The organism is Xanthocytophaga agilis (assembly GCF_030068605.1).
Lineage (GTDB): Bacteria > Bacteroidota > Bacteroidia > Cytophagales > 172606-1 > Xanthocytophaga > Xanthocytophaga agilis.
In genome coordinates this window covers 522,694-546,447 of record NZ_JASJOU010000001.1, presented here as the reverse complement: position 1 = coordinate 546,447, position 23,754 = coordinate 522,694, and the positions used below count along the sequence as shown (strand labels likewise).

Annotated in this window: 22 protein-coding genes, 1 other RNA gene and 1 pseudogene; 14 read left to right on the top strand and 10 right to left on the bottom strand. The window is 38.0% G+C overall.

Annotated elements, in window-relative coordinates; all coding sequences use genetic code 11:
* Window positions 1-64: 64 nt before the first annotated feature.
* Window positions 65-730: a hypothetical protein gene (locus tag QNI22_RS02175; RefSeq protein ID WP_314508949.1), complete on the top strand. Its 666-nt coding sequence runs from the start codon at window positions 65-67 to the stop codon at window positions 728-730.
* Between the two features lie 29 nt (window positions 731-759).
* Window positions 760-1,713, top strand: coding sequence for a rod shape-determining protein (locus QNI22_RS02170; protein WP_314508948.1), 954 nt, complete (start codon window positions 760-762; stop codon window positions 1,711-1,713).
* A 416-nt stretch (window positions 1,714-2,129) separates the two neighbouring features.
* Here the strand turns inward: QNI22_RS02170 and QNI22_RS02165 are convergent, their stop codons facing one another.
* Both QNI22_RS02165 and QNI22_RS02160 read right to left on the bottom strand, forming a co-directional pair.
* Window positions 2,130-2,612, bottom strand: coding sequence for a carboxymuconolactone decarboxylase family protein (locus tag QNI22_RS02165; RefSeq protein ID WP_314508947.1), 483 nt, complete (start codon window positions 2,610-2,612; stop codon window positions 2,130-2,132).
* 336 nt (window positions 2,613-2,948) lie between these two features.
* The gene (locus QNI22_RS02160; RefSeq protein WP_314508945.1) at window positions 2,949-4,010 is read right to left on the bottom strand and encodes a hypothetical protein; all 1,062 of its coding nucleotides are present in this window, start codon (window positions 4,008-4,010) and stop codon (window positions 2,949-2,951) included.
* Between the two features lie 506 nt (window positions 4,011-4,516).
* On the opposite strand from QNI22_RS02160, the gene QNI22_RS02155 reads away from it, so the two are divergent.
* A complete protein-coding gene (locus tag QNI22_RS02155; RefSeq protein WP_314508943.1) occupies window positions 4,517-5,251 on the top strand; it encodes a DUF305 domain-containing protein in 735 nt (244 codons plus the stop codon).
* Window positions 5,252-5,368: 117 nt separating this feature from the next.
* Here QNI22_RS02155 and QNI22_RS02150 read toward each other — a convergent pair whose 3' ends face one another.
* The 4 genes from QNI22_RS02150 to QNI22_RS02135 all read right to left on the bottom strand — a co-directional run bounded on the left by QNI22_RS02150 (window position 5,369) and on the right by QNI22_RS02135 (window position 7,938).
* Window positions 5,369-6,274, bottom strand: coding sequence for a DUF6929 family protein (locus tag QNI22_RS02150; RefSeq protein ID WP_314508942.1), 906 nt, complete (start codon window positions 6,272-6,274; stop codon window positions 5,369-5,371).
* A 159-nt stretch (window positions 6,275-6,433) separates the two neighbouring features.
* Complete coding sequence (locus QNI22_RS02145) at window positions 6,434-6,562, bottom strand: cupin domain-containing protein (RefSeq protein ID WP_314508940.1); 129 nt, start codon at window positions 6,560-6,562, stop codon at window positions 6,434-6,436.
* 79 nt (window positions 6,563-6,641) lie between these two features.
* The gene (locus tag QNI22_RS02140; protein WP_314508939.1) at window positions 6,642-7,058 is read right to left on the bottom strand and encodes a DoxX family membrane protein; all 417 of its coding nucleotides are present in this window, start codon (window positions 7,056-7,058) and stop codon (window positions 6,642-6,644) included.
* A gap of 91 nt (window positions 7,059-7,149) precedes the next feature.
* A complete protein-coding gene (locus QNI22_RS02135) occupies window positions 7,150-7,938 on the bottom strand; it encodes a helix-turn-helix domain-containing protein (protein ID WP_314508938.1) in 789 nt (262 codons plus the stop codon).
* Window positions 7,939-8,049: 111 nt separating this feature from the next.
* On the opposite strand from QNI22_RS02135, the gene QNI22_RS02130 reads away from it, so the two are divergent.
* A complete protein-coding gene (locus QNI22_RS02130; protein WP_314508937.1) occupies window positions 8,050-8,916 on the top strand; it encodes a hypothetical protein in 867 nt (288 codons plus the stop codon).
* A 49-nt stretch (window positions 8,917-8,965) separates the two neighbouring features.
* Here QNI22_RS02130 and QNI22_RS02125 read toward each other — a convergent pair whose 3' ends face one another.
* Complete coding sequence (locus QNI22_RS02125) at window positions 8,966-9,790, bottom strand: SGNH/GDSL hydrolase family protein (protein WP_314508936.1); 825 nt, start codon at window positions 9,788-9,790, stop codon at window positions 8,966-8,968.
* Window positions 9,791-9,927: 137 nt separating this feature from the next.
* Entirely contained in the window at window positions 9,928-11,085 is a 1,158-nt protein-coding gene (locus QNI22_RS02120; protein WP_313979827.1) for a sigma-54-dependent transcriptional regulator, read from the bottom strand.
* A gap of 337 nt (window positions 11,086-11,422) precedes the next feature.
* Between QNI22_RS02120 and QNI22_RS40255 the strand changes: the two are divergent.
* A pseudogene (locus tag QNI22_RS40255) lies at window positions 11,423-13,069 on the top strand (GAF domain-containing protein); the annotation flags it as partial.
* A 53-nt stretch (window positions 13,070-13,122) separates the two neighbouring features.
* Here QNI22_RS40255 and rnpB read toward each other — a convergent pair.
* Window positions 13,123-13,523, bottom strand: an RNA gene (gene rnpB, locus QNI22_RS02115) — RNase P RNA component class A.
* 50 nt (window positions 13,524-13,573) lie between these two features.
* Between rnpB and QNI22_RS02110 the strand changes: the two genes are divergently transcribed.
* From QNI22_RS02110 to QNI22_RS02095, 4 genes are all read left to right on the top strand, one after another.
* Window positions 13,574-14,308, top strand: coding sequence for a TatD family hydrolase (locus tag QNI22_RS02110; RefSeq protein WP_314508935.1), 735 nt, complete (start codon window positions 13,574-13,576; stop codon window positions 14,306-14,308).
* Between the two features lie 43 nt (window positions 14,309-14,351).
* The gene (locus QNI22_RS02105; RefSeq protein ID WP_313979821.1) at window positions 14,352-15,083 is read left to right on the top strand and encodes a tRNA threonylcarbamoyladenosine dehydratase; all 732 of its coding nucleotides are present in this window, start codon (window positions 14,352-14,354) and stop codon (window positions 15,081-15,083) included.
* 112 nt (window positions 15,084-15,195) lie between these two features.
* On the top strand, window positions 15,196-15,720 hold the full coding sequence (locus tag QNI22_RS02100) for a hypothetical protein (protein WP_313979818.1): 525 nt from the start codon (window positions 15,196-15,198) through the stop codon (window positions 15,718-15,720).
* A gap of 235 nt (window positions 15,721-15,955) precedes the next feature.
* Window positions 15,956-16,588, top strand: a complete 633-nt coding sequence (locus tag QNI22_RS02095; protein ID WP_313979816.1) for a porin family protein — start codon at window positions 15,956-15,958, stop codon at window positions 16,586-16,588.
* A 38-nt stretch (window positions 16,589-16,626) separates the two neighbouring features.
* Here QNI22_RS02095 and QNI22_RS02090 read toward each other — a convergent pair whose 3' ends face one another.
* Window positions 16,627-18,303 (bottom strand): glycerol-3-phosphate dehydrogenase/oxidase, encoded by a 1,677-nt coding sequence (locus QNI22_RS02090; protein ID WP_314508934.1) that lies wholly within the window; start codon window positions 18,301-18,303, stop codon window positions 16,627-16,629.
* 189 nt (window positions 18,304-18,492) lie between these two features.
* Here QNI22_RS02090 and QNI22_RS02085 point away from each other — a divergent pair, with 189 nt between their 5' ends.
* The 5 genes from QNI22_RS02085 (at window position 18,493) to QNI22_RS02065 (ending at window position 22,867) form a co-directional block, all read left to right on the top strand.
* Window positions 18,493-19,041 carry a hypothetical protein gene (locus QNI22_RS02085; protein WP_313979811.1) on the top strand — a complete coding sequence of 183 codons (549 nt, stop codon included), beginning with the start codon at window positions 18,493-18,495 and terminating at the stop codon, window positions 19,039-19,041.
* A gap of 752 nt (window positions 19,042-19,793) precedes the next feature.
* Window positions 19,794-20,948 (top strand): transaldolase, encoded by a 1,155-nt coding sequence (gene tal / locus QNI22_RS02080; protein WP_314508933.1) that lies wholly within the window; start codon window positions 19,794-19,796, stop codon window positions 20,946-20,948.
* A 56-nt stretch (window positions 20,949-21,004) separates the two neighbouring features.
* A complete protein-coding gene (locus QNI22_RS02075) occupies window positions 21,005-21,358 on the top strand; it encodes a hypothetical protein (protein ID WP_314508932.1) in 354 nt (117 codons plus the stop codon).
* A gap of 134 nt (window positions 21,359-21,492) precedes the next feature.
* Window positions 21,493-22,305: an alpha/beta hydrolase gene (locus QNI22_RS02070; protein ID WP_314508931.1), complete on the top strand. Its 813-nt coding sequence runs from the start codon at window positions 21,493-21,495 to the stop codon at window positions 22,303-22,305.
* Between the two features lie 121 nt (window positions 22,306-22,426).
* Window positions 22,427-22,867, top strand: a complete 441-nt coding sequence (locus QNI22_RS02065; protein WP_314508930.1) for a response regulator — start codon at window positions 22,427-22,429, stop codon at window positions 22,865-22,867.
* The last annotated feature ends 887 nt before the right edge of the window (window positions 22,868-23,754 follow it).

Genomic DNA, 23,754 nt, shown 5'->3' with positions numbered 1-23,754 from the left:
CATATTTAACAGATGGCTAACCAAACTTTGAGTTAAGAACGAGCCATTGAACCAGCCTATACATATGAAATTATATCTGTTATACTACCCAAAAGTATGTTTCCTGATTGGATGTTGCATGTTTTTGTATGCTTGTGGATTGATAGGCAGCAAAGGAGCACCTAACGGATTGTATCTTCTATATGAGAGATCATTAACTGAAAGTGAAAAAGCTATAATTAAAGAAAAGGGAAGGCTTGTCAAAGGAATCACTCTGTATGACAGAAAAGGAAATGAAGTGGAAAATGGCAAAATCCTGGTAGAAAAACAAGGTACCATGTACAACTTTGTAGAGGTAGGAGAATGGTACGTCACATTTCCAAAAAAAAATTCATTGGATTTGAAAACTGGAGCATATCATATCGAAAGGAAATACGATCAAAAAGGAAATATGATTGCCCAGGATGCTTTTTTACAAGGAAAAACAGATTCACTTATCAGAGTACGAAAGATGACAAGTACTCTAGACACTCTGAACCAGAAAGTAGTGTTAATAGAGAATTGGAGATTGTATGACAAAAACGAAGTGCTAACAGACACCTATTCTCTTGTTTCTCCTGAATTTGAAAAAACGCTTAGTGATCGGCTTAAGCCCAAATATCAATATGGCAAACATGTGAGATATAATACGGATGGAACAATTAAAAGTTCTAAGTTGTATGATCTTCCAGACAAAGTTAAAACCAAGTAAAGCTTGTCATCTTACTCCAATAATCTATTATGTCCTTTTTTTCTGAAACTGTCGGTATAGATCCTGGTAGCCAATATTTACGAATTATTCATAACAACAAGTTAATATTTAATGAACCTGCCCATTTTTCTATTGATTCAGTTGAAAACAAAATTTCAGGTATTGGCAATACGACACGTACAACCAAAGAAAGCATAGTTGTATCTCCAGTTAACTACACAATAAGTGACTTTATTGGCTTTGAGCATTTAATAAAGCTGGCACTGAAACAAGGCTTAGCAAATAGGTATAGATCCTATAAATCATACAAAGTTTTTTTCAGTCTACCTACTCAGGCTACAGAAGCAGAAAAAAGAACATACAAAGACAGTGCAGAACATGCAGGAGCTAAAGAGGTATATATGATTTATCAGAATATCTGTGCTGCTTTGGGAATGAATATACTACACGAAAAGAAAGACTTCATTCTGATTGAGTGGGGTGCCAGTAAATTTGATATTTCTGTGTTTGTTAAAGGATTTCCCGTATCAGTAGGAAGTGTCCGCATGGGTATTCGAACATTGAGTAATCTCCTTCTCAATCATCTTTCCAGCAATTACCAGGTTCCTATTATCAACAAAGATATAGAACATATCTTAATGGATTTAAAGGCAATCTCTTCTAAAAATGAATTCAGAATTGGTACAACAATAATCTCTTTTCAGAGTATCCAACCTATTCTGGATGCCTATTTTACCTTTGTCAACCTTGAAATTCAGAACACTCTTGCAGCTGTCAAAACTTCAGTAGATTTAGAAAAAGTAATGAGCAAAGGAGTTCATTATACCGGCGGAGGATCGATTTTTGAATATATGAGGAAACAACTCACCTTTGATCAGGAAATTTCCTATACTCTTAGCCAAAGTCCTTTACTGGATACTATCAATGGATTAAAAATGGTAATTACCCAACCAACAGCCTACAAACCTTATCTTATGATTTAGGCTATCCAGGAATTTGAGAAGTATTTTATAAAATATACTTCCAGACGGGAAAATGTTTGTTTATCCACGGTGTGAGAAGAAACACCAGTAAACGTACTCCTATCAGGAGAACCACCATTGTAGTAACTGGTACAGGATGAATCCGCATCAAAACCTCTCCTAATAAGATCAATAAAAGGATAATACCTGGATAGCCGATTAACCAAGATAAAATCTTTGTTTTGAATTTTTCAAGTATGTGTCGCATAAGCAAGGTTGATAAGATATTGAATACTAACGGGTAATCATATGTATTAAGCTAACTCTTCTACCTTCGAAGACGGTTAAAAACGGCTTTTACTTTATACATATTTCACTTTTTTAGTTGGTACCTAATCAGCAACAGGAAATAATTCCTGCTGCTGATAGTTATCTATTTAAACCGCTACGGCTGGAGCCACTTCATGTTCGCCTGGCTGATAGTTGCCCGGAACAGTACCAAAAGCACGGTTAAGCCGATTCCAGGTATTGATCTGGGTAATGGCTAAAGTCAGGTTGGCGATATCGGTTGTAGAGAAATAGATAGATAATTCTTCCCACTCCTTTTCTGCCGACTCATGATTATTCAACCGGGTTAAGGATTCTGTATAAGCCAATGCAGCTCTTTCTGCTTTGGAATAGTAAGGAGTTTCTCTCCAGGTAGCTAGTGAGTAAAGGCGTTGCTCCGATTCACCTAGTTGAATTGCATCCTTGTAGTGCATATCCAGACAATAAGCACATTCGTTGATTTGAGAGACACGGAAATTGATTAATTCAATCAACTTGGCATCTAGTCCTGATTTTTTCAGATACAGATGTGTTTTCATTAATCCGTCCATAAATCCTTTGGGAGCTTCCTGAAATGAAATTCTTGTTTTCATAAGTATTTTTGTTTTAAATGAAATCTGTACTTATGACCAGTATGCAAGAAAAAACGTGACAGATTATTTCTACTTTTTACAAAACTAAAAAATACTCTTGTGTCTTTGTGATTTTAAAAGCTTGTTCAACCCTATTCAAACTCTGTCTATAAGCGGGAAAAACTCAAGAACTAATTCCAATAGTTTATTTCTACTACCTGGAGGTGCAGTTAAAATAAAAAATGACTGGAGTTACGGTTGATCTGAAAAATCAACCGTAACTCCAGTCAAACTTCAACATGAACAGAGTTCGAATATTTTTTTAAAAACAACTAGTATTTCTTTATTCTTGTATTATTATTTAGTAACAAAAATTGAGGTAGTTTTTACATCATATGCTTCATCTGAAAGCATTACCTCTGTTCCGTTCTTCCAGTAGGTTGCCACATATTTCGCTCCATTCAACTTATTCCCTGTAATATATACGTCATTACCAGATATAAATAGCCCAGTAGCAAATGCATTTCCAGTTTTCTCTGAAAGCTGCACTTCCACACCATTTTTCCAGTATTTGGCAACAGATTTATCTCCATAATACTCATAGCCAGTTACATATACATCATTTCCAGAAACATAAATATCAGTGGCAAAAGCATCTCTTGTACCATCTGTTAACTCTTCCTTAATACCATTTTTCCAGTAGGAACCGACAGTAAAATATCCGTTGGATTCATAACCTGCTATATACACATCGTTTTGTTTTACATAAACAGCCTCTGCAAAGGCATTATTTTTTCCATCCGTAAGATTTATCTCCATTTCATTCTTCCAATACTTTGCAACATACTTCTTCCCGATATATTCGTCACCGACTATAAATACATCTTTATTTGATACAAAAATATCACGGGCATAAACATTGGTTATTCCATTACTCAGATTAATGGATCTTCCATTCTTCCAGTATTTAGCCACAGCAAATGTTCCGTTGCTTTCTGCGCCTGCTACATACACATCATTACCTGATACAAGTAAAGAATTAACAGTAGCAGTATACTTGCCATCTGTAAGGATTACAGATTTTCCATTTTTCCAGTATTTCCCTACATTCTTGCTACCATTGGATTCTACACCTGCAACATAAACATCACTACCTAAGACATATATATCACTCGCATAACCATATTTGGAACCATCTGTCAGTTTAGTAATTGATCCATTCTTCCAATAGCTAACAACCGCAGTAGAACCTTTATCTTCATAGCCACTCACATAAACGCCAGTTGGTTGTATGATAACAGAATCACTCCCTGAACCTGGATTAGAAATAGAGGGTTCATCACCTTTTTTGCAGCAAACTATTACAAAGAAAGTTAGTAGAATCATTCCTCTAAAGTAAATGGTGTATGTATTGTGCATAAAAATAGAGTTTACTGTTAAGCCTAAATGAGAATTTGAAAGTTTCTATATTTATTTACATCTTATCCGATAGTTATTTTCCAGTCATCTTTCTAATCTTCAGATAGTACCCGTTTTTCAGATTTAAAAGTTAAAAGCGTTAAATGAAGTAGCAGGTATAACTTTCACTCATATAATAAGAGTTACAGCAAGAGGATATATGACTAAAAAACATAGCTAGTAATAGAACATAGATATTAATGCACAAGAAATATAGAAGGTAAATAACTCTTCTCTAACCAAAATCCTTCTAAAACTAACCGTTTATCAAAAAGTCTCCAGAAATAGTAGAGCAGCTCTCTCTATGGCATAGTTATTTAGCATTATAGAAGAAACGGAACACAATTTCATTCCGTCGAACTATGGAACAAGCTATGTCATATTACAAATGTCCATCCGGAAAGCTTATATCACAGCTTGTGTATCAGTTTACCTATGTTACAACCTAAATAATATGTTATAAGAATATGAAAACTCTACGAATGGCTCTGAGTGTCCCTCTACTTTCTATTGCCTCCTTCTATATATTTGCTGTATCCATTCATTCCAACAATGGAGAAGCTACAAATGTGGAAAATACTCCAGTGGAAACACATAAAATAGATACTCGTGAAAACCTCACCACACCTCAGCCTCAAGCACAGTCCAAGGATGAGATAATGGTAGCGGATGCTATAGTGGAAATGAGGGAAAATATGCAGCAGATCACATTAAACAACCATGCGGACAAAGATTTTGCAGGACTGATGAAGGAACTTCACCAAGGAGCCATCGACATGGCACAGATAGAAATAGAACTAGGCAAAAACAATGTATTGAAAGCGAAAGCCAGACAAATTGTTGCGACTATGGAAGAACAGATGTCCAGGCTAACAGCACATACACAAAAAATAGAAAAACAATCCAAAAAACAGGATAACAAACAATTCACTACCAATAAATTTTCTCAGATGGTTTCCAAAACTCTTACAAAAATGGATCAGCAGATAAGCGAAGATGAGTTGACAGGTGAGGTAGATCAGGAATTTGTAGTTTTGATGAAGACTCTTTATCAGGGAGTTATTGATATAGCACAGGCAGAAGTTGAGCATGGTAGGGATATGGCCACAAAGCAAATAGCGAAAAATACCGTTGAAGCATTTCAGGATGAGGTGAATCAATTCCAATCCTTACTGGAAAATAACACGTTGACCAGTAGATAATCTCTCTATTGTTACCAATAGAAGAATAAGCGTTTCATTTATGAGGTTATTACATAGAAAGAGGGGTCTTTGAGAAAAGACCCCTCTTTCTATGTATTTCAATATTGAAAATAGTCTTTAAGACAAACACTTCAGAGTAAACAATCGGCTCTCTCCAGTATCATTATCAGTAATCAAATGAATCAGGATATCTGATGACGAAATAAATTCGACACAGATGCCTTCTATTTTCTCATTTTTAAAACGTGAATCTATTTGTGAAAGGTTAACCATCCGATTGATTGTTAGTGTAGTATCTTTTAGCTGTTCACTTACATTTTCAATCAAACCTATGTAGCTATCGCCAATAACTCCGTCATCATATGCATTGGTTGTATTTTCACTTGTCAGTGTGATTAAAAGCAAATCGGATGCAGCGATATAACAAAGCTCTGATAATCCTACTATATTCTGAAGATCAGTGCCAGGTATAATCAGACTCAGAATCTTAAGTTTGGCATCTTCCTGATGTTCCCAAAAATTCTGACTAGTGATAATGATATGATTGGTAGGATTTGTTCTGTTCCCGCGATTTCCCAATAAGAGTTCGTTGCCTATGGTACAAACACCTTCAATGTTTATCTCCTTTATTCCCTGATCCTGGATTCTGTTAATAAATACCTGAGTTTCAAAAAAAAGAGTTGTTTGTGCTTTGACACCTAACTTATTGTTCAGCAATGGAATTAAACATATTCGTTTGCGAAGTTCAGTTGCAGCAGATCCTACAATCAGAATATACTCTATACCATCAATAGTCAGTATAGTAGCGCCTTCAAAGTCAGTTTTATGAGCTTTGGGAATTCTTTTATCCGGATACTCAAATAATTGCACTGAATCAACTTTTTGATAAGACCTATCAAGAACCAGGATACATGTAGCATCATCCCCAATGATATAAAATTGTCCTTTATAAAAGATGATGGATGAACCTGATGGAAAATCAGCAAGTAGCTGGGTTTTCAGCAACCTAAAATTTGAATTCATTTGTCAAGTCAGGCTTAGTGATATCATAAAAATAAATGATATAATTATCTGACTCTCACTATTACTCCAATTACTTTCATTTCCTTAGATAACTTCTTATTAGACCAAAGCCAGTACAGGATCTCCATACTGGCTTTATTAAATCCTCTTCTATTATACTCAGACAAGGATCTCTACTTCTTCCGGAATGATTAGTAGTAAGGTACAACCAGTCTGACTGGTTACGGAATGTTTGAAACTGGGTGGTGTATAAAGATAATCACCTTCTTTCAAAGTAGTATTTTCCAATGTTGCCAGGTTTTGGTATCTCTTCGTACCAGATAATCCTGAATGTTGGTGCTTGTATTTTTCATATTCATAAAAGTGATTAGGTGAATAAAGAATCTATACTCCATTTGTACACAGGCAATGTGCTCAACAAAAAAGCACCCATACTAAAAGCAAAAACCGAATAGTCTAAAGGCTCTTTGATGGTATAGGAATATGTCATGGCTAAAGCAAACAACAAGGAAAGCACAGCGGCTCCGAAGGCTGCCCAACGGGTTTTAAAGCCTATCAGCAACAAAAGGCCGAGAACTACTTCAACTATGGTACTTATTATAGCCAGAAAGAGAGCAAGACGTTCGGGTAAAAAAGAATTTACCTTGGCGGTATAAGTTACAAAGGCACTCCAGCCAGAAGAATTTGTACCCCATAAACTCAGGCGACTAGCTACAGCAGATAGAAATCCGGATGCCAATGCTATACGTACTAAAAAACCAGCTATATTCTGATAGGTATTCATCTTCTGACTCTGTATATAATAGAATTCGATACAAAGATGCAGGAGACAACATCTGAAAAGAATAGAGAATCTTCAGAAAATCATGTACTTTTTACAAAGCATATGTTTCCTTGTACTGGGAGGGAGAAATTTGAGTTTGTTTTTTAAAGAAATTGGAGAAATAAAACGGATCATTGAAGCCAAGTTTATAAGCCACTTCTTTTATTGTCAGCTTCTCATAGGTGAGTAAGCGTTTAGCTTCCGAAGTTACCAATCCATATATTACACTTTGAGCAGTCTTACCAGTATGCAGCTTAGCCAGTTCGTTGAGTTTTATTTCTGTAGTACCCAGTTGTTGGGCTAGTTGTGCAACTGTATAGTTGTGTTCAAAACTATTCCGAACAGCTTCCAGAAAGCGAAGAAATAAGGCGTCAGGTTTCCAAATTTCATCACCCCGTTCCACCTTGGCACGGTTGATCGCAACCAGCATGAGTTTGATATAACTATGGATTGATACAAAATACTGATATGGTTGTCGAACCAGTTCATACTGAATAGCTTGAAGATACATTTCTGTTATACGCCTATCCACCTGGATTACTTCATTCATCGCAAAGTGACAGAAAAGACCATTATGAAAGATCAGCTCAATATCCTGATCATCCTTGCAAAAGAAGTCGAGAGTAAATTCGAGGATATATCCTTTCGTATAAGAATTGGTTTGCAGAGCATGAATTTGTCCTGAGGTAATAGTAATCACGTCTCCAGCTTGCAGAATAAAATTTTTTTCATCGACATTCATCCTGATGCTTCCTTCTGAGCAATACACCAGCACATACCGCATGACACGTCTGGGTGTGCTTAAGTCTGTTGTTTCCTCCAGTAACCGTATAGTAATCATCTGTTTGTTTCAAGATAATACAAAAAGATATAGTAAAGACCTAATACCAGAAATCAGCATTAAAACAAGTATATTTCAAGGTTAGTTATTATCCTTAAAATCCCATAAAAAGTGTATCGACTTATACCATTCCTATTTGTAATTTTAGTATCCTGTCAATCATCCCAAACCAAGCCAGATGAAAAATCATCTACTAAGAAATCTTTACAATCGACAAAAGTTGCGTTAAAATATTGTGAAACCCTAGCTCCTCCTCAGAAAGAAGTTGATACATTATTTTTCTCAGAACTCCAAAACTTCAATCCTGCTTCTTACTATTTACAGGTTAAAGATACATCTGACTTTCTTAGAAAGATAGAGTGTATCTATTCCGCACAAGAATATGGAGATACATTAAGCATTTATCCTAAAAACTGGGATTATGGAAAAATCCTTTCATTTGAACAACATAAGATATATGGAAGTGATCAAAAATTCTTTATGCTTTTTTTTGAATTTTTCGGAGGATCGTCCAGCTCTTATCCACCACAGATACTATGTATCCTTAATAAATCTGGTAAGATATTACTTTATCAGGATCATTGTGATTCATTAAAGTATTTTTCAGTATTTAAGAACAAAAATCCCTTCTTATTAACAGCTTATGTAACAGGGTTTGGTAATGGAGGTCATCATTTGTATATGTATCATAAGGGAAAAATCAGAGACGCCCTTACTGATGATATAGATATACCTAACACTATAGATATGCATGAAGATGATAATATATACGATCCCTATTTCATGAATATTGATATAAGAGACTTAAATAAAGACGGGTACAATGACTTACGTTTTTCTTCTGTATTGAAAATGATTTGCACAAAAAAAATTCCTGATCGTAAAATCCACTTTGATTTTATCTTTTGCCCTTCTGAACAAATTTTTCGCCCAATAAAAACCTATCCTAGAGAGTATTACCATCCGGATTGTGAATGATTTGTAAATTCATTTTCCTAAGCCAACAAAATGATAAGGAAACTCTTTATCAATACTTCTTCATAATCGCTACCAACATCCGGGTGATAACTTCATATCCTTTGTCTGAAGGATGTAGGCCATCGTAGGTCATATCAATGGATTGTACAGGATATGGATATTCGTCTGTTTCAGGATTGTAGGGTATACCTATATACTCTGGGTATGGATAATTTTTATACTCTCCTGTAGTAGGATCTTTTAAGCGTTTAAATTGTACTATGTGTTTCAAATCCAGTTCTTTCTGATGGTATAAGTCTACCACTGCAAATTTCTCTACCTTTGCAATACTATCAATAGCCCAGACAAACTGCTCCAGCATTTGTTCGTTTTTAGGCTTATAGGAACCATACGCATTGTTCTTAGGATTATTGATATATACAAAGTCACCCCGCTGCATTGGGGTAATCAGAATAATTTTGGCTTGTGGATTCAGTTCACGTAGTTTATTAGTAATGAGACGAAAGGAGCCATAGACGGTACCATTGCCAGTGTTATTCTGGTAATCACTTAGTTTACCTAGTAGTCTACCACGCCACCAGTCGTTAGTGCCCAGAAAAATGGAATAGATATCAGCCTTTACTAATCCCAGCTTGTCTAATGATTCCGCAATACCTCCGGAAGTCCACCCATTGTGTCCCTGATTGATGACATGTATATGTGGAAGCTTTTCTGTCACTCCTGTCAGGTATCCTTTGGTGATTCGATTGCCTGTTTCGTCAGGATGGTCGTTGAGATACGTAATTGAATCCCCAATGGCTACCCAGGTAAGTTCTTTGGGTTTAAAAGATGTATAAAGTAGAAACAGAGAGATTAGTAGAAAAAGCTTTTTCATAGGGCTTGTTATTCAGGTTTAGTGAATATAGACAATAAAGAGGTTGAGTTACCAGAATTATAGTTTCTCTCAATAAAAAATCCTGTAAAGGCAGCTTTACAGGATTCCTGATAACTTCTTTTAAATACTACATCAGCTTACTTACCAGTATAGGCTTTGGCATCTGCTTCACTGATTTCATTGCCACTCATAATCACCAGTCGTTCTACTACATTTCGCAGTTCCCGAATATTTCCACTCCAGGAAAGACTTTGCAGGTAAGCAAGCGCACCTGCATCAATTCGTTTGGGAGCGGTTCCATAATCTTCTGCAATGTCACCCAGAAACTTATCTACTAATAACGGAATATCATCCTTGCGATCATCCAGAGAAGGGACATGTATCAGAATCACACTCAACCGATGGTACAAATCTTCCCGAAAACGGTTTTCGGCAATCTCTTTTTTTAAGTCTTTGTTGGTCGCCGCCAGTACACGTACATTTACTTTAATTTCTTTATCCCCTCCTACTCTGGTAATTTTGTTTTCCTGTAATGCCCGTAATACCTTGGCCTGAGCAGACAAACTCATATCCCCTATCTCATCCAGAAAAAGTGTACCGCCATCGGCCTGTTCAAACTTTCCGATCCGTTGTTTTACAGCTGAGGTAAAAGAACCTTTTTCATGTCCAAACAACTCGCTCTCTATCAATTCACTGGGGATAGCTGCACAGTTTACTTCAACCAGACCTGCACCAGAACGATTGCTTTTTTCATGTAACTGACGGGCTACCAGCTCTTTTCCAGCTCCATTCGGTCCGGTAATCAATACCCGTGCTTCCGTTGGGGCTACCTTCTCAATCGCTTCTTTTACACGTTGTATGGGTTCCGAAGCTCCAATAATATCAGATCCTTTGCTTACTTTTTTACGCAACACCTTGGTTTCTGTCACTAGTGATGACTTATCCATGGCATTTCGCACAGTAACCAGTAAGCGATTCAAATCAGGTGGTTTGGAAATAAAATCGTAGGCTCCTTTTTTGGTAGCCTCTACAGCCGTTTCAATAGTTCCATGAGCGGATATCATAATAAACTGTGTATCTATGCCCTGCTCTTTTGCTTTGGTTAGTACCTCTACGCCATCCATTTTAGGCATTTTGATATCACACAAGGCAACATCATAATGATTTTCAGTTAGCTTGCGTAGTCCTTCTTCTCCATCCTGAGCTTCATCTACTTCATATTTCTCATATTCGAGAATTTCCTTCAGTGTATACCGAATGCTTTTTTCGTCATCAATAATTAATAATCGGGGCATGTATCAGTATGTTTAATAGGTTACAAAGCAAATCAAATGATAAAATTGAACTACACAAAACTATATATAATATTTTGAATAGAAGTTAGTCATGTACCTATCTCCCAGCAGAATTACTTTATTGTTCCTTTACTTCTTTAAATGAACTATAGCTAAAAATATGTAAGTTTTTCAGTAAACTCTGGTATTCCTCTTCTTTATCAGACAAATCAAAGAAGTTTGATTTTCATTGGCTTATATGATAACAACGGACTGTTTGAATAATGTATATCCTCTTTGTAGATTTAATAATTAGCTGATTTTAAAATTATTATACTTAGTATCGCTTCCTGTTTATATGTTTCACGGTTTCAACCGGATTGCTCGCTCTAAAGTTTATATTGCAGCCATACTCTGCATTAGTATAGGAGGTATTGTTGTCGCCCTGTTCTTTTTAATTAATCAGCTGAAACAAAGTTATCAGGCCAGCACTACTATTGAGGAGGTGCTTACTAAGATAGGAGAAGCCAGACGCGCAGAAAAAGACTTTCTGCTCAAAGATTTTAACAGTGAAGTTTTTATCAGAACTGGCAAGAGTACTTTTTTCGATAAAAATCAACAGATTTTACAGGAGTCGGATAGCCTTATCAAAATTCTTCAGAAAATTAGTGTTTGCCAGTCTGAAAAGAATGAACTTGCCCTGGTTGCCCTTCAACAGGATCTTGCCCGCTATAATACTGCATTTGAAACCGTTGGAAAATTATACCGGGAAAGAGGTTTCAATGATATGGGACTGGAAGGACAAATGCGTGTTGCAGTGTATTTTGTGGAAGAAGCAAATTTCCCAACAGATAAAACAGATTTGCTTCTGCTTCGTAGGGAAGAGAAAGATTTCTTTTTACGTAAAGACAAACATTATGTAAAAACGTTTGCGTATCAGCTCAATAAATTTCAGAATAAAATAGATAGTATCATTGCAGGCGGTAAAAGTCCAGAAATAGGCGACCATGTGAAAGCAGCTCTGGAAACCTATGGAGTTGTGTTCTTCAAAATTGTAGAAATAGAAAAAAGAGTAGGATTGGATGAAAATGAAGGCTTGCGTAAGGAAATGAACCTCACATATCAGAAAATCCAAACTGATATAGCTACAATAAACTCTGATCTGAATCAGTATGCACATACGGCCATACGTTGGATAGTAGGTATTCTTATACTATTGATTGCATTATCTATCATTGGGCTGGCAGTAAGCAGTTATCTATTCAAGCGACTGGTTGTTACACCAATTCAGGAACTTACCACTATTACACAACATATAGCAGAGGGAAACATTGATACCTCATTAGCCATATCCTTGCATCATAACTCTCTTAATAAACTATTAGCGGGTTTTAGCAAAGTAGTAGACCGACTGCAACAAACATCTCAGCATCTGACAGAGATTTCAGAAGGAAAATTGGAAACAGATATTGTGGTTGCATCTTCAAAAGATAAGCTGAATAATTCTCTGTTGCATCTGACCCGGCAATTACGTTTGCTTAAGGAAGAAGAAACACGTCAAAACTGGATAAATGTAGGTTATGCCCGAATTGCCGAGATTCTTCAACGCAATGCAGAAATTACTGTAATAAGCCATGAAGTACTTCGTGAACTGATTCAGTACGTCAGGGCATGCCAGGGAGCTATTTTTGTAGAACTGCCTGATACAGATATACTGGAAATGAAAGCCTGTATTGCTTTTGACAAGAAAAAGTATATTCAGAAACAGATTGATAAGTCCTTTGGCCTAGTAGGTCAATGCTGGAAGGAAGGGGAATATATCTATATGAAGGAAGTCCCTCAGGATTACCCTGCCATCACCTCCGGATTGGGAGATGCTACACCGCGTTCTATCTTACTGGTGCCTTTGATTGCCAATCATACCAAAGAAGGTGTATTGGAACTAGCCTCTTTTCATTACTTTGAGCCTCATGAGATTCAATTTCTGGAAAAGGTAGGACAAAGTATTGCAGCTACGTTTGCTCACCTGAAAATGGTGGAAGCGCTACACCAACGTAAAAATTATGCAAGCCTGTAAGCCGGGTTCTGTGTTCTGAATAGATTCAGACTCCTATCATTTATCTTGAACCAACGTCACCATTGGCCTTTAACGACCTACCCACTGACTCGGGCGAGCAGCCCTTTCATACGTAGTACAGGGTATGCACTACCTACATCGCCAGCTTATTTGGTCTTTCAGCGCGTAAGGTTTACCCTGCCATTGATGTCACCATCCATGCGGTGGGCTCTTACTCCACCATTTCACCCTTACCAGAATCTGGCGGTATATTTTCTGTGGCACTATCTGTCTATAAACAGTTGCCCGTTCATAGCCTTCCCGTTAGGAAGTACGCTGCTCTGTGCTGCCCGGACTTTCCTCCACTCTGCCAAAACAGAATAGCGATAGGACGGCTTGCATAGTGCAAAGATAGCATAGAAAACGGCAATCATAAAACATATTTTGTACCGAATGCCTAACTTGCACCACAATGTTCAAAAGAATGAGGTAACTATGCTATATCCGTTTGTCAATTTTCATATACATTCCTCCAGGCAACGTAACGAAATAGCATTTCGGAATGTACGGGCATCTGAACGTAATTCTTTATCGCAAATAAATGAATATATATCTGTAGGTATTCACCCCTGGGATGTGCATTTACCGGATCTGGATGAACAATGGCACTATGTAGAAAAACAAGCAAAGGAACCATCTGCATTACTCATTGGAGAGGCGGGTCTGGACCGCAACGCACAGGCTACAATAGAAACGCAGATAGAGATCTTTACCAAACATATTTCGTTGGCCGAACAACTCCAGAAACCGCTTGTGATTCATTGTGTACGGGCATTTCCAGAACTTATACAACTAAAAAAACAAAAGTATAGTACAGTTACCTGGATTGTACATGGATACAATGCTAATCTCACTATTGCTACACAGTTATTAGATCATGGATTTTACTTTTCATTAGGTTCAGCATTACTACATACAACATCCAATGCTGGACAACTCCTGAAAGTCATACCACCGGATCGTTTTTTCCTGGAAACAGATGACAAGTATATTACAATAGAGGAGATTTATCAGATGGCTTCTTCTATTCTAAATAATTCCATTGAGGCACTTACTAAAGATATTTTCACAAGAGTATTAAACTTATTTCCTGAAATAGCTCATACATATACATCATCTCAGAAATGAGATGCTCTGGCCTGTTTTATTTTAAAACCCATTTTATACAACAATGTCTGATTTAAGCTGGTTATCCAGAACAACTTTACTGATTGGAGACGAAAACATACAAAAACTGCAAAACGCCCATGTGCTGATTGTGGGTCTGGGAGGAGTAGGATCTTTTGCAGCAGAGGCTATTTGCAGGGCAGGTGTTGGTACACTAACGATTGCAGATGGAGATGAAGTAGAGGCTTCGAATCGCAATCGACAACTCCCGGCACTAGCTACCACACAGGGACAATACAAAGTAGATATTATGGCTGAACGCATGAAGCAAATCAACCCGGAAGTTCAGTTGTTTACACAAAAACAGTTTTTGCAGCCAGATCAAATGGTTTCTCTACTTAACTCCAACTATGATTATGTGGTAGATGCCATTGACAGTCTTACTCCTAAACTCATGTTGTTAAGCACAGCTTACAAACAAGGACAGCGAATTGTAAGTTCTATGGGTGCAGGAGGAAAACTTGACCCTACCCAGCTTCGCGTAGCAGACATAGCAGACACCCGGATTTGCCGACTCGCGTCTGATGTTCGCAAACGACTCCGACGACTTGGTATCCATTCCGGTATTAAAACCGTATATTCCCGTGAAAAGCATGTAGATCAGGCATTAATGTATACTGACGGAAATCGGTTTAAAAAATCAGCCTATGGTACTATATCGTATCTGCCTGCTGTATTTGGCATGACTTGCGCGTCGGTTGTGATCCGAGATCTGATTGGATGGCCTATCGAATAAAGAAGAATATGTTTGACTCTGGTCAAAAAAATCCTGTACTTTCTGCCAATTATGGAAGAAGGATACAGTCACTGAGTATCGTATTATTTTTATAACCTAACACGAAAATACTATGTTTGACGAATTATTATCAATGGCTCAGTCTCAATTGGGGGAAAGCTTGCCTAAAAATCCAGCAGTACAAGGTCTGAATGTAAATACACAGGAAGTAGCTGGTGTAACCAGTAATGCTATTCTGGATTCACTGATGCAACAGGTACAAAACGGAGATATGTCTGGAGTTCAGGAATTACTTTCAGGAGAAGAAACCCATGCCAACAGCCCTGTAGTGAATGGTCTGGCTCCTACTGTCGTATCTCAGTTAAGCAGTAAATTAAATATTTCACCTGCCATAGCTCAAACTATAGCCACTATAGCAATTCCTATCATTTTAAATATGCTGAATGGGAAAGTAAAGAGCGGAGATCTGGGTGGATTGCTTGGCGGTCTACTGGGAGGTGGAAGCAATGCAGGTGGTGGATTATTAGGTTCTGTATTAGGTGGAATGATGGGGGGAAACAATTCTACATCCACTCCTTCTACACAGAAGAATCAACAAGACCCACTGGGTGGTTTACTGGGAGGCCTGTTTAAGTAACTTTTATTCAGTTTAGTGTCCTATCAAATAGCACAACTTCCTCACTAACACAATTTTATTTTTAACAGCTAGATCTGTTTACTTCTTATTGGTTATTGCCCACAAAAAGCATGGAATGGAATATACCCATTCTATGCTTTTTTATTTAACAGGTATAGTTTTTGATTCAGAACATTCCGGCTCATGCAATCTATTATTTATTCTGACGTTATTGCAACACACAACCCTTACAATTATGTTAAAAAAACTATTTTTGGTAAGCCTTTTTCTGGGCTGTATCCAATTGACACAAGCACAAGATAAGCCTCCGTTCTTTACATTCGGTCCCAAAGCGGGTGTGAACTTTTCTACACTGGTACGGGACACACGCAACTTTTCTGCAGATTATCGTTTAGGATATAATGCCGGTTTATTTCTTCGCTTTAACGTAGGTCGCCTGTACATCCAGCCAGAAGGTATCTTTTCTACCAAAGGTGCTTCCATCACTATCAATCAATCCGTAGATCCGGATGTAAAGTCAGGTAAATACGAACTCAAATTATACAATGTAGATATCCCTGTTCTGATCGGATTAACATTGATTCAGAACAAGCTATTTAACATTCGTGTGTTTGGTGGACCGATGGCCTCTTATAATCTGAATGGAGAAGGAGTTAAAGACTTTTTGAAAGAAACAGGCTCTGTAGAAGAAGCGTATAAAAAAGCTGTTCTGGGCTATCAGGCAGGTTTAGGACTGGATCTCGGATCGTTTACCATTGATGCACGATATGAAGGTTCATTTACCGAAACCGGAGACTGGGACCGGGTAAATCTTGGAAAGCCCAAAGGTGGTCTTTATCAACTTTCTCTGGGTCTGAAAATATTGTAATCTATTTCAGGAGTTATATAGTAGTATTATATAACTCCTCATTTGGTATTCTTCACCAGAGCCTCTCCTTCAGCCTCCTGAATCAACTCTCGCATTTGTTGTCTGTATTCTATAGCCTTTTCTTTGCTCCATTTCAATTCATTCATTAGATACGTCCACACAACAGTTTCCCAATTGCGTACCCAGTCAATGTGAAAATATAGAGCCCCTGTACGTCGTATAAAAAAGTCGGCAGGTGTCACAACCATTTCATGATTCAATGCATATTGCAACTGAGCAAACAGTACAGGTGTCAGCCCATAAGCAGCACTTTCCACTTTCCAGTTTTGTAAGTATGAAAATACCTGTCCCACATTAGACCCATACATACGCACCAGTTTTTCGGATTCACCAGCAGTTAATCCCAGTAAAACCCCTTGCTGCATCTTTTCCTTTACAAAGTTTTCAAACCCTATTGACCCTCCAACATTTCCTCCGGATACAGGCAAGTTATGTGTTTGGCAAGCAGTAAATTTACGTCCCTCCTTCTGCCTTAAACGAATCGCTACCAGATTCACAATCCGTTCTGCCATCTTCCGATATCCTGTCAGCTTTCCTCCTGCAATTGAAATCAACCCGGATTCATACTGAAATATTTCATCCTTCCTGGAAATTTCAGAAGGACCTTTTCCTGTCTGCCGAATCAGTGGCCGCAGCCCCACCCAATGTGATTCTACATCACTTGCTACCAGTTGAACAGATGGAAAAATATGATTGACAGCATTCAGCAGATAGGTCAGATCCTCATTTGTCATATGAGGATGCGCTGTATCTCCTTTATAAGGAGTATCTGTAGTACCAATATACGTTTTGCCGGCACGGGGTATAGCGAATACCATTCGTCCATCTGGTGTATCAAAATACAAAGCCTGCCGGATAGGCAACCGGGATTGTGCTACTACAATATGTACACCCTTGGTTAAATACAGTTTCTCTCCTTTTGTTGTATCATTCAATACATCCAGCGTATCTACCCAGGGGCCTGTAGCATTTACAATTACCTGAGCATATATTTCATGTTTGTCATTTGTCAACTGATCTTCCACCACAACCCCGGCAATCTTTTTGTCTTTATATAGGAAGTCAATCACCTTCATATAATTTACGGCCCTCCCTCCCCTGTCAACTGCTTCTTTTAATACTTCTATGGTCAGTCGGGCATCGTCTGTCCGGTACTCATAGTAATGAGCACCCCCAATTAGGGAACTATTGTCAAGCAATGGCTCCATCGTCTTCGTCTCCTCAACAGATAACATCCGTCTTCTTTCTGATACCGGAACTTTCGCCAGCCAGTCATATACAGCCAGTCCCAGCGAGGCACTCCATTTGCTTAATGAACCATCTTTTACCAAAGGCAGTAACATAGGTTCTGCTTTGGTAATATGTGGGCCATTCTCATAGACAATCTTACGCTCTCTGCCGGTCTCAGCCACAAGCTTAATTTCAAGTTGTTTTAAATAACGCAATCCACCATGTATCAGCTTGGTTGACCGGCTTGATGTACCCGCTGCAAAATCCTGCATTTCCAGCAATCCTGTTCTCATGCCCCGTGTCACTGCATCCAATGCAATTCCTGCACCTGTAATGCCCCCACCAATCACCAAAAGATCAAGAGGCTTTTGGCACATTTGTTCAATAAATCGGGCTCTGTTTTGAGTTGAAAAGAATTCAGACATGATCAATTAGCTATTATCCGGATAATCGAAGGTAACTATTCTATTGATATATTCAATGCAATTCACTAGCTACAATTTCCCCATAGTCACTTCAATTCATGTAATAATACTATCAATTCAACCGAATAACAGTGCAAGTAAGATCATTGGGCAGCAAATTTGGCTCAGTAATCATTTAACACTTACACTATGAAACAATTATTTTTAAATTTCCTGACCTTACTTACGCTGGCTACATCTGCATGTACCAAAAACAACTCCTCAGACGACCCAGGTCCTGGAACTTCTATTCCTTCCAATGTAAAAGGGAAGTGGGCATTTGGAGGTTCTTTCTCACTCAATGACTTCGAAAACTATGATGGGTCCTATGGAGGAAAAGCATTTGAACAAGGGATGGTATTTTATTTCAAGCCCAATGGAAAATATGAACTCTATGTTATCAATGCAGCCACGAGTTACAACTGTCGCACGGAGGCATTTACCTTCAATACAGGTAATGTCACCTTCAATGAGTCCGAAGGTACATTTACCATTCGCCCTCTATCAGGCACTATGCGTGGCTATTATTCCTGTGCACCCAGTAAAAACTTCAAACGTGATGCACATGCAGACGAATTAAAAACGCAAAAGTATTATTATGTCATTCGCAAAAACAGTCAGGGAGAAACCGTGATGAATATAAGCACGACGCCTAGTGTGAATGATGGCGCGGATTTTGATTTCGATCCAAGTGAATAATATCTGCGGGAATTACCTTTCATGATCGTATATGTTTGTACAGTTCTTTAAATTCATTTGAAAGAACTGTACTATTTCATCCTGTACACATGCCAGTATGAATCTGAAACAGACAATGGCAAATGTCAATACTATGTTGAAACAAAATTACCATTTTTTAACCTAAGTCATTATTGGGGCAGATCTGACACTATATGTACCTTATTATCTCACTGTCAGTAATTATCTCACTTTTAATTAGGTACAATAGAGTTTACAATGCTGCTACCAGGTAAAGTATCTGCCTGGTTGATACAATATGTTAATAGGGATTAAAACAATTTAAATCACTTTCTGCCTGCCTCTTTCCTGTTAGCACGTCAAATTATTCCCTTAAAAGTCTGTCAGCCTCGTTTCTGAATTTGTTTGGTAGAAAATCAGAAGAGATACCTCAACCTATCGCTGTCCTCTTTTAGTAAAAATAAATTCCTGAGGTTGCAACAGGCATGCTTATTTATGAATAACAGATAGTTATGCATAATTTTATTCTTCAGCTTCAGTCAATCTCATTCTCTCACTTCTCTTTTCCATTTAAAATTCACCTATAGTTTTGAGATAAGCCATTGTGTGGGTCAGTGTTCAAAATCGTATTTATTCAGGAAAGGAATGCTGATTTATTATAGGTTTATTCACTATCCCGATAGCAGAAAATAAAATAAATGGGTATAGCAGAATCTATATCCAGCTTTTTGTAATGAAATCCAACAAATGAAATGAAAAAGAATACGTTAAATCCATTGGTACAGGTCAATGAACTAGGTCAGAGCATCTGGTTAGACTTTATTAACCGCCAGCTTCTGAGAGATGGCAATCTGCAACGGCTTATTGATGAAGACGGTTTGCGTGGAATGACTTCTAATCCGGCTATCTTCGAAAAAGCTATGACAGGCAGTAATGAATACGATGATGATATTCGTCAGCTCACTCAACAGGAGCATACGACCAAAGAGATATACGAAGCCATGGCTGTAGCTGATGTACAACGAGCCTGTGATGCTTTTCTTCCTGTGTATAATGATCCGGATAACAATCGTACCGACGGCTATGTAAGCCTGGAAGTTGCCCCCACGCTGGTACATGATACACAGGGTACGATTGAAGAAGGCAGACGTTTATGGAAAGCTGTTAACCGTCCTAACCTGATGATTAAGGTACCAGGGACAGAAGAAGGACTACCTGCCATTCAAACGCTTCTGACCGAAGGCATTAATGTGAATGTCACTTTATTATTTAGTGTGGAGCGTTATCGGGCTGTAGCCGAAACATACATAGCAGCACTGGCAGCACGTGCCGCCAGTGGTAAACCAATTGATGGCATTTCATCAGTAGCCAGCTTCTTTCTTTCCCGGATTGATTTGCTACTAGATCCATTATTGGAAAAGATAGTCCAGTCAGGTGGTGAAAAAGGAGCACTTGCTCAGGAAATGTTGGGTCAGGTAGCCATTGCCAGTGCCAAAACAGCCTACCGCGTTTATAAAGAAGTATTTTCATCCATGCGTTTTCAGGAGTTAATGGATAAAGGAGCAGCCACGCAACGATTGTTATGGGCTAGCACAGGTAATAAAAACCCTCTCTACTCCCCACTCAAATACGTTGAATCACTGATTGGTCCCAAAACAGTTAATACAGTTCCGTTGGAAACGTTACAGATTTACCGGGCAGATGGAAAGCCCGTAATACGTCTGGAAGATAATCTTGAACAAGCAGAATCCTTACTTGCCCGTTTACCAGAGCTAGGAATCGATTTGGAAACTATCGCAGCTCAATTAGAACAAGAAGGTATTTACAAATTCAATGACCCATTTGAGAAGTTGATGAAAGGGCTGGAAGAAAAACGTGAGCAGTTCGCCACTCAAACGGCTAGTTAGTAACTTACTTTAGATCCTGTTCTTTACATACCTCTATCAATTAAACGCACCTAAGTTTGTCATCACAAACGAAAACCCGCATGCCCAAAGAACAGAGATTCAACATGTCTAAAGCAGAACTCATTGAATTATTACCCAAAGTGAAAAGTTTGTTCCATAAAGCAGATGATTCTGCAGTATGTCATGAACTGAGAACTATTACTCTGCATGCAACGGTACTCATTAACGGGTTAGACATTGAGGGGAAAAGCCTTGCCTTTATCATGAAGGATAAGGCGCTGTTTTTCTTTGAGACTGTAGATGAGGGACTCTCTACCTATGAGAATGAGCAGGAAAAAGATCCTGTGCTATTAGTAAATTTAATAGCCAGGGTCTATACCTCTATCGAAAGTTTTACCATGAGTCTATAACCAACCTGACTATATAATCATCTGGGTATATATGCATCTGAACAATGTATACTGTATTCTGAGGAAGGCATCTGGCTTATTTTTATAGCACTCACGCATAGTAATTTACCACTTACCTCTTTTATACATTTTATATGAAAAAGACGATTGTATTTATTCATGGTATGTTTCAAAATCCCAAAAGCTGGGAAAAATGGATCTTGTATTTTACGGCACGTGGTTTCAACTGTATAGCTCCCGCTTGGCCTAGTCATGTCGGTGATCCTGCTCAATTACGTGCCAATCCTCCAGCTGGTTTGGGTGATTTGATGCTGGATGATGTGATCTCTGCTATGGAAAGTACTATACGGGCAGCAGGTGGTCTGAATGAAGACATAAACGAAAAGCCTATCCTCATTGGCCATTCCGTTGGGGGATTGCTCACACAGATTTTTGTTAACCGGAATCTGGCAAGTTTGGGTATAGCTATCAGTCCGGTAGCACCTAATATGATGATGACCTTTGATTGGCCGTTCTTTAAGAATGTAGCAGCTATCACCAATCCGTTCAAAGGAGATCAACCTTTTAAGCAAACCGTTGAAAGCTTCCATAAAAACTTTTGTAATACATTGAGTGAGCAGCATGCCAGACTAGCCTATGAAGAAACTGCTACACATGACAGCCGCAATATACTCAGAGGATGTTTGGGCTCATCGGCATATATTGAACTGGATACCCCTCATGTACCTTTGTTATTTATCAGTGGAAAAGAAGATCAGATTATTCCACACGAACTGGTCGAAAAGAACAGCAAAGCCTATACAGATGAAAACTTTCGTGTAGAATATCGTGAGTTTGCCAATCGTTCACACTATATCTGTGGCGAACAAGGTTGGGAAGAAGTAGCCATGCAGGTCTTTGAATGGATGGAAATGCAACTGTCTCAGGTTTCTAAAACCAGTGTTTAATTATGCTGGAATGTTCCCGTATATAATCAAACGATCAGGGTAATAGTACAAAATCATCCATGCCTGCACCCTATTACAGCATTGTCCATTAATGGTTATACGAGCAATAAATTTATCTTAAATGGCCTTACCGCAAACCTTACACCGTGGTCCTATCTTGATCATTAATGATGATGAGGATGAGGAATTCATAATGGAAAAAATCTTTCAGGAGTTAAATACTCCTCAGGAAAGACTCTATTTTACCAACACCCATTCAGCTTTTGACTATTTGGCAAACAATACTCCTATTCCATTTCTGATTATTTGTGATATGATGCTTCCTATGGAAAATGGAGTAGAATTTAAAAAGCGGGTAGATGAGCTTACACAAATGAAAATCAAAAGTATTCCATTTGTGTTTATGTCCAATGCTATCTCAAATACTGTTATTACAGATATCTATACTACTATTGCTCTCCAGGGTGCTTTTGAGAAGCCTTTTGAGTATACAGAGTTGAAAGATCTTGTAAAAATAATTCTAGACTACTGGTCTGTTTGTAAACAACCGGTTGTAAACTAAATTCCGGGCAGAGTAACTATATCCGGAATCAACAAAAAGATCAGACTAAGATAGTCTGATCTTTCTATTTTATTACTCTAGGAAGGTGTTTTGCACTGAATAGCTCAGATAGACCCACAGATTAAATACCATTTTCACCTAAATCAACTATAGTGTTTTCACATTACTAGAGTAATCCAGTTAGACGTATAGTACAATTAGTATTCAGGTCTGAACAAGTATATAGTCATTTATCTGAAACCAACTATAAAATTGTCAGATCGACTTTCACTCTTTTAACGGTTTATTTCAACCATGTTGAAACAGAGGTCTGAAGGGAAAGTGCAGATAGGTATTGCTTATCATAGTATTTTCTTTTTAGTAGAATACGGATGATAAAAGACATGATTCTTTTTTACGTTTAGGCTTAAGTGGTTTGTATGTGTATTGTTACCAGTGGTTAGCAGAAGTTTGCCGTAGGTAATTTTCAATTATATACTCTTAAAACTATCGTGCAAAGGTGGTGTATCTGAGGTAGGAATATATTACACATCTTTGAAAACGATTTACATTATTCACACCTATTGAGTAGTAACTTTTTAGGGACGGAGTGTGTGAAATACTTATTTGTGCAAATGAGTATTTCACGTAATCAGGTAGAAAATATTTTCACAAAACGGGTTTTCAGACGCTAACAAGTATGTCTAATGAATATTTTCCTGCTCCTGTCCGATAGCTTTAGTCAGGTACAGACAGTAAGGTATACTAATTGTCCGTACTAATTACCTATATTGTAACTATTGGATTTGTGTTGTCTGATTTGTTTTCATATAACCAGTTAACACGAAAGCAGCGGCAAAAGAGAGTCAGTTTATTTCAATACCTGCTCGATCACAACAACCGGATAC

Excerpts from the sequence above, each read along its gene's own strand:
- QNI22_RS02095 (WP_313979816.1), top strand. The coding sequence starts at position 15,956 with ATGTTAAAAAAACTATTTTTGGTAAGCCTTTTTCTGGGCTGTATCCAA.
- QNI22_RS02150 (WP_314508942.1), bottom strand. The coding sequence starts at position 6,274 with ATGAATTCAAATTTTAGGTTGCTGAAAACCCAGCTACTTGCTGATTTT.
- QNI22_RS02155 (WP_314508943.1), top strand. The coding sequence starts at position 4,517 with ATGAAAACTCTACGAATGGCTCTGAGTGTCCCTCTACTTTCTATTGCC.
- QNI22_RS02170 (WP_314508948.1), top strand. The coding sequence starts at position 760 with ATGTCCTTTTTTTCTGAAACTGTCGGTATAGATCCTGGTAGCCAATAT.
- QNI22_RS02120 (WP_313979827.1), bottom strand. The coding sequence starts at position 11,085 with ATGCCCCGATTATTAATTATTGATGACGAAAAAAGCATTCGGTATACA.
- QNI22_RS02085 (WP_313979811.1), top strand. The coding sequence starts at position 18,493 with ATGAAACAATTATTTTTAAATTTCCTGACCTTACTTACGCTGGCTACA.
- QNI22_RS02140 (WP_314508939.1), bottom strand. The coding sequence starts at position 7,058 with ATGAATACCTATCAGAATATAGCTGGTTTTTTAGTACGTATAGCATTG.
- QNI22_RS02100 (WP_313979818.1), top strand. The coding sequence starts at position 15,196 with ATGTTTGACGAATTATTATCAATGGCTCAGTCTCAATTGGGGGAAAGC.
- QNI22_RS02070 (WP_314508931.1), top strand. The coding sequence starts at position 21,493 with ATGAAAAAGACGATTGTATTTATTCATGGTATGTTTCAAAATCCCAAA.
- QNI22_RS02135 (WP_314508938.1), bottom strand. The coding sequence starts at position 7,938 with ATGATTACTATACGGTTACTGGAGGAAACAACAGACTTAAGCACACCC.
- QNI22_RS02065 (WP_314508930.1), top strand. The coding sequence starts at position 22,427 with ATGGCCTTACCGCAAACCTTACACCGTGGTCCTATCTTGATCATTAAT.
- QNI22_RS02175 (WP_314508949.1), top strand. The coding sequence starts at position 65 with ATGAAATTATATCTGTTATACTACCCAAAAGTATGTTTCCTGATTGGA.
- QNI22_RS02105 (WP_313979821.1), top strand. The coding sequence starts at position 14,352 with ATGTCTGATTTAAGCTGGTTATCCAGAACAACTTTACTGATTGGAGAC.
- QNI22_RS02125 (WP_314508936.1), bottom strand. The coding sequence starts at position 9,790 with ATGAAAAAGCTTTTTCTACTAATCTCTCTGTTTCTACTTTATACATCT.
- QNI22_RS02165 (WP_314508947.1), bottom strand. The coding sequence starts at position 2,612 with ATGAAAACAAGAATTTCATTTCAGGAAGCTCCCAAAGGATTTATGGAC.
- tal (WP_314508933.1), top strand. The coding sequence starts at position 19,794 with ATGAAAAAGAATACGTTAAATCCATTGGTACAGGTCAATGAACTAGGT.
- QNI22_RS02090 (WP_314508934.1), bottom strand. The coding sequence starts at position 18,303 with ATGTCTGAATTCTTTTCAACTCAAAACAGAGCCCGATTTATTGAACAA.
- QNI22_RS02160 (WP_314508945.1), bottom strand. The coding sequence starts at position 4,010 with ATGCACAATACATACACCATTTACTTTAGAGGAATGATTCTACTAACT.
- QNI22_RS02110 (WP_314508935.1), top strand. The coding sequence starts at position 13,574 with ATGCCTAACTTGCACCACAATGTTCAAAAGAATGAGGTAACTATGCTA.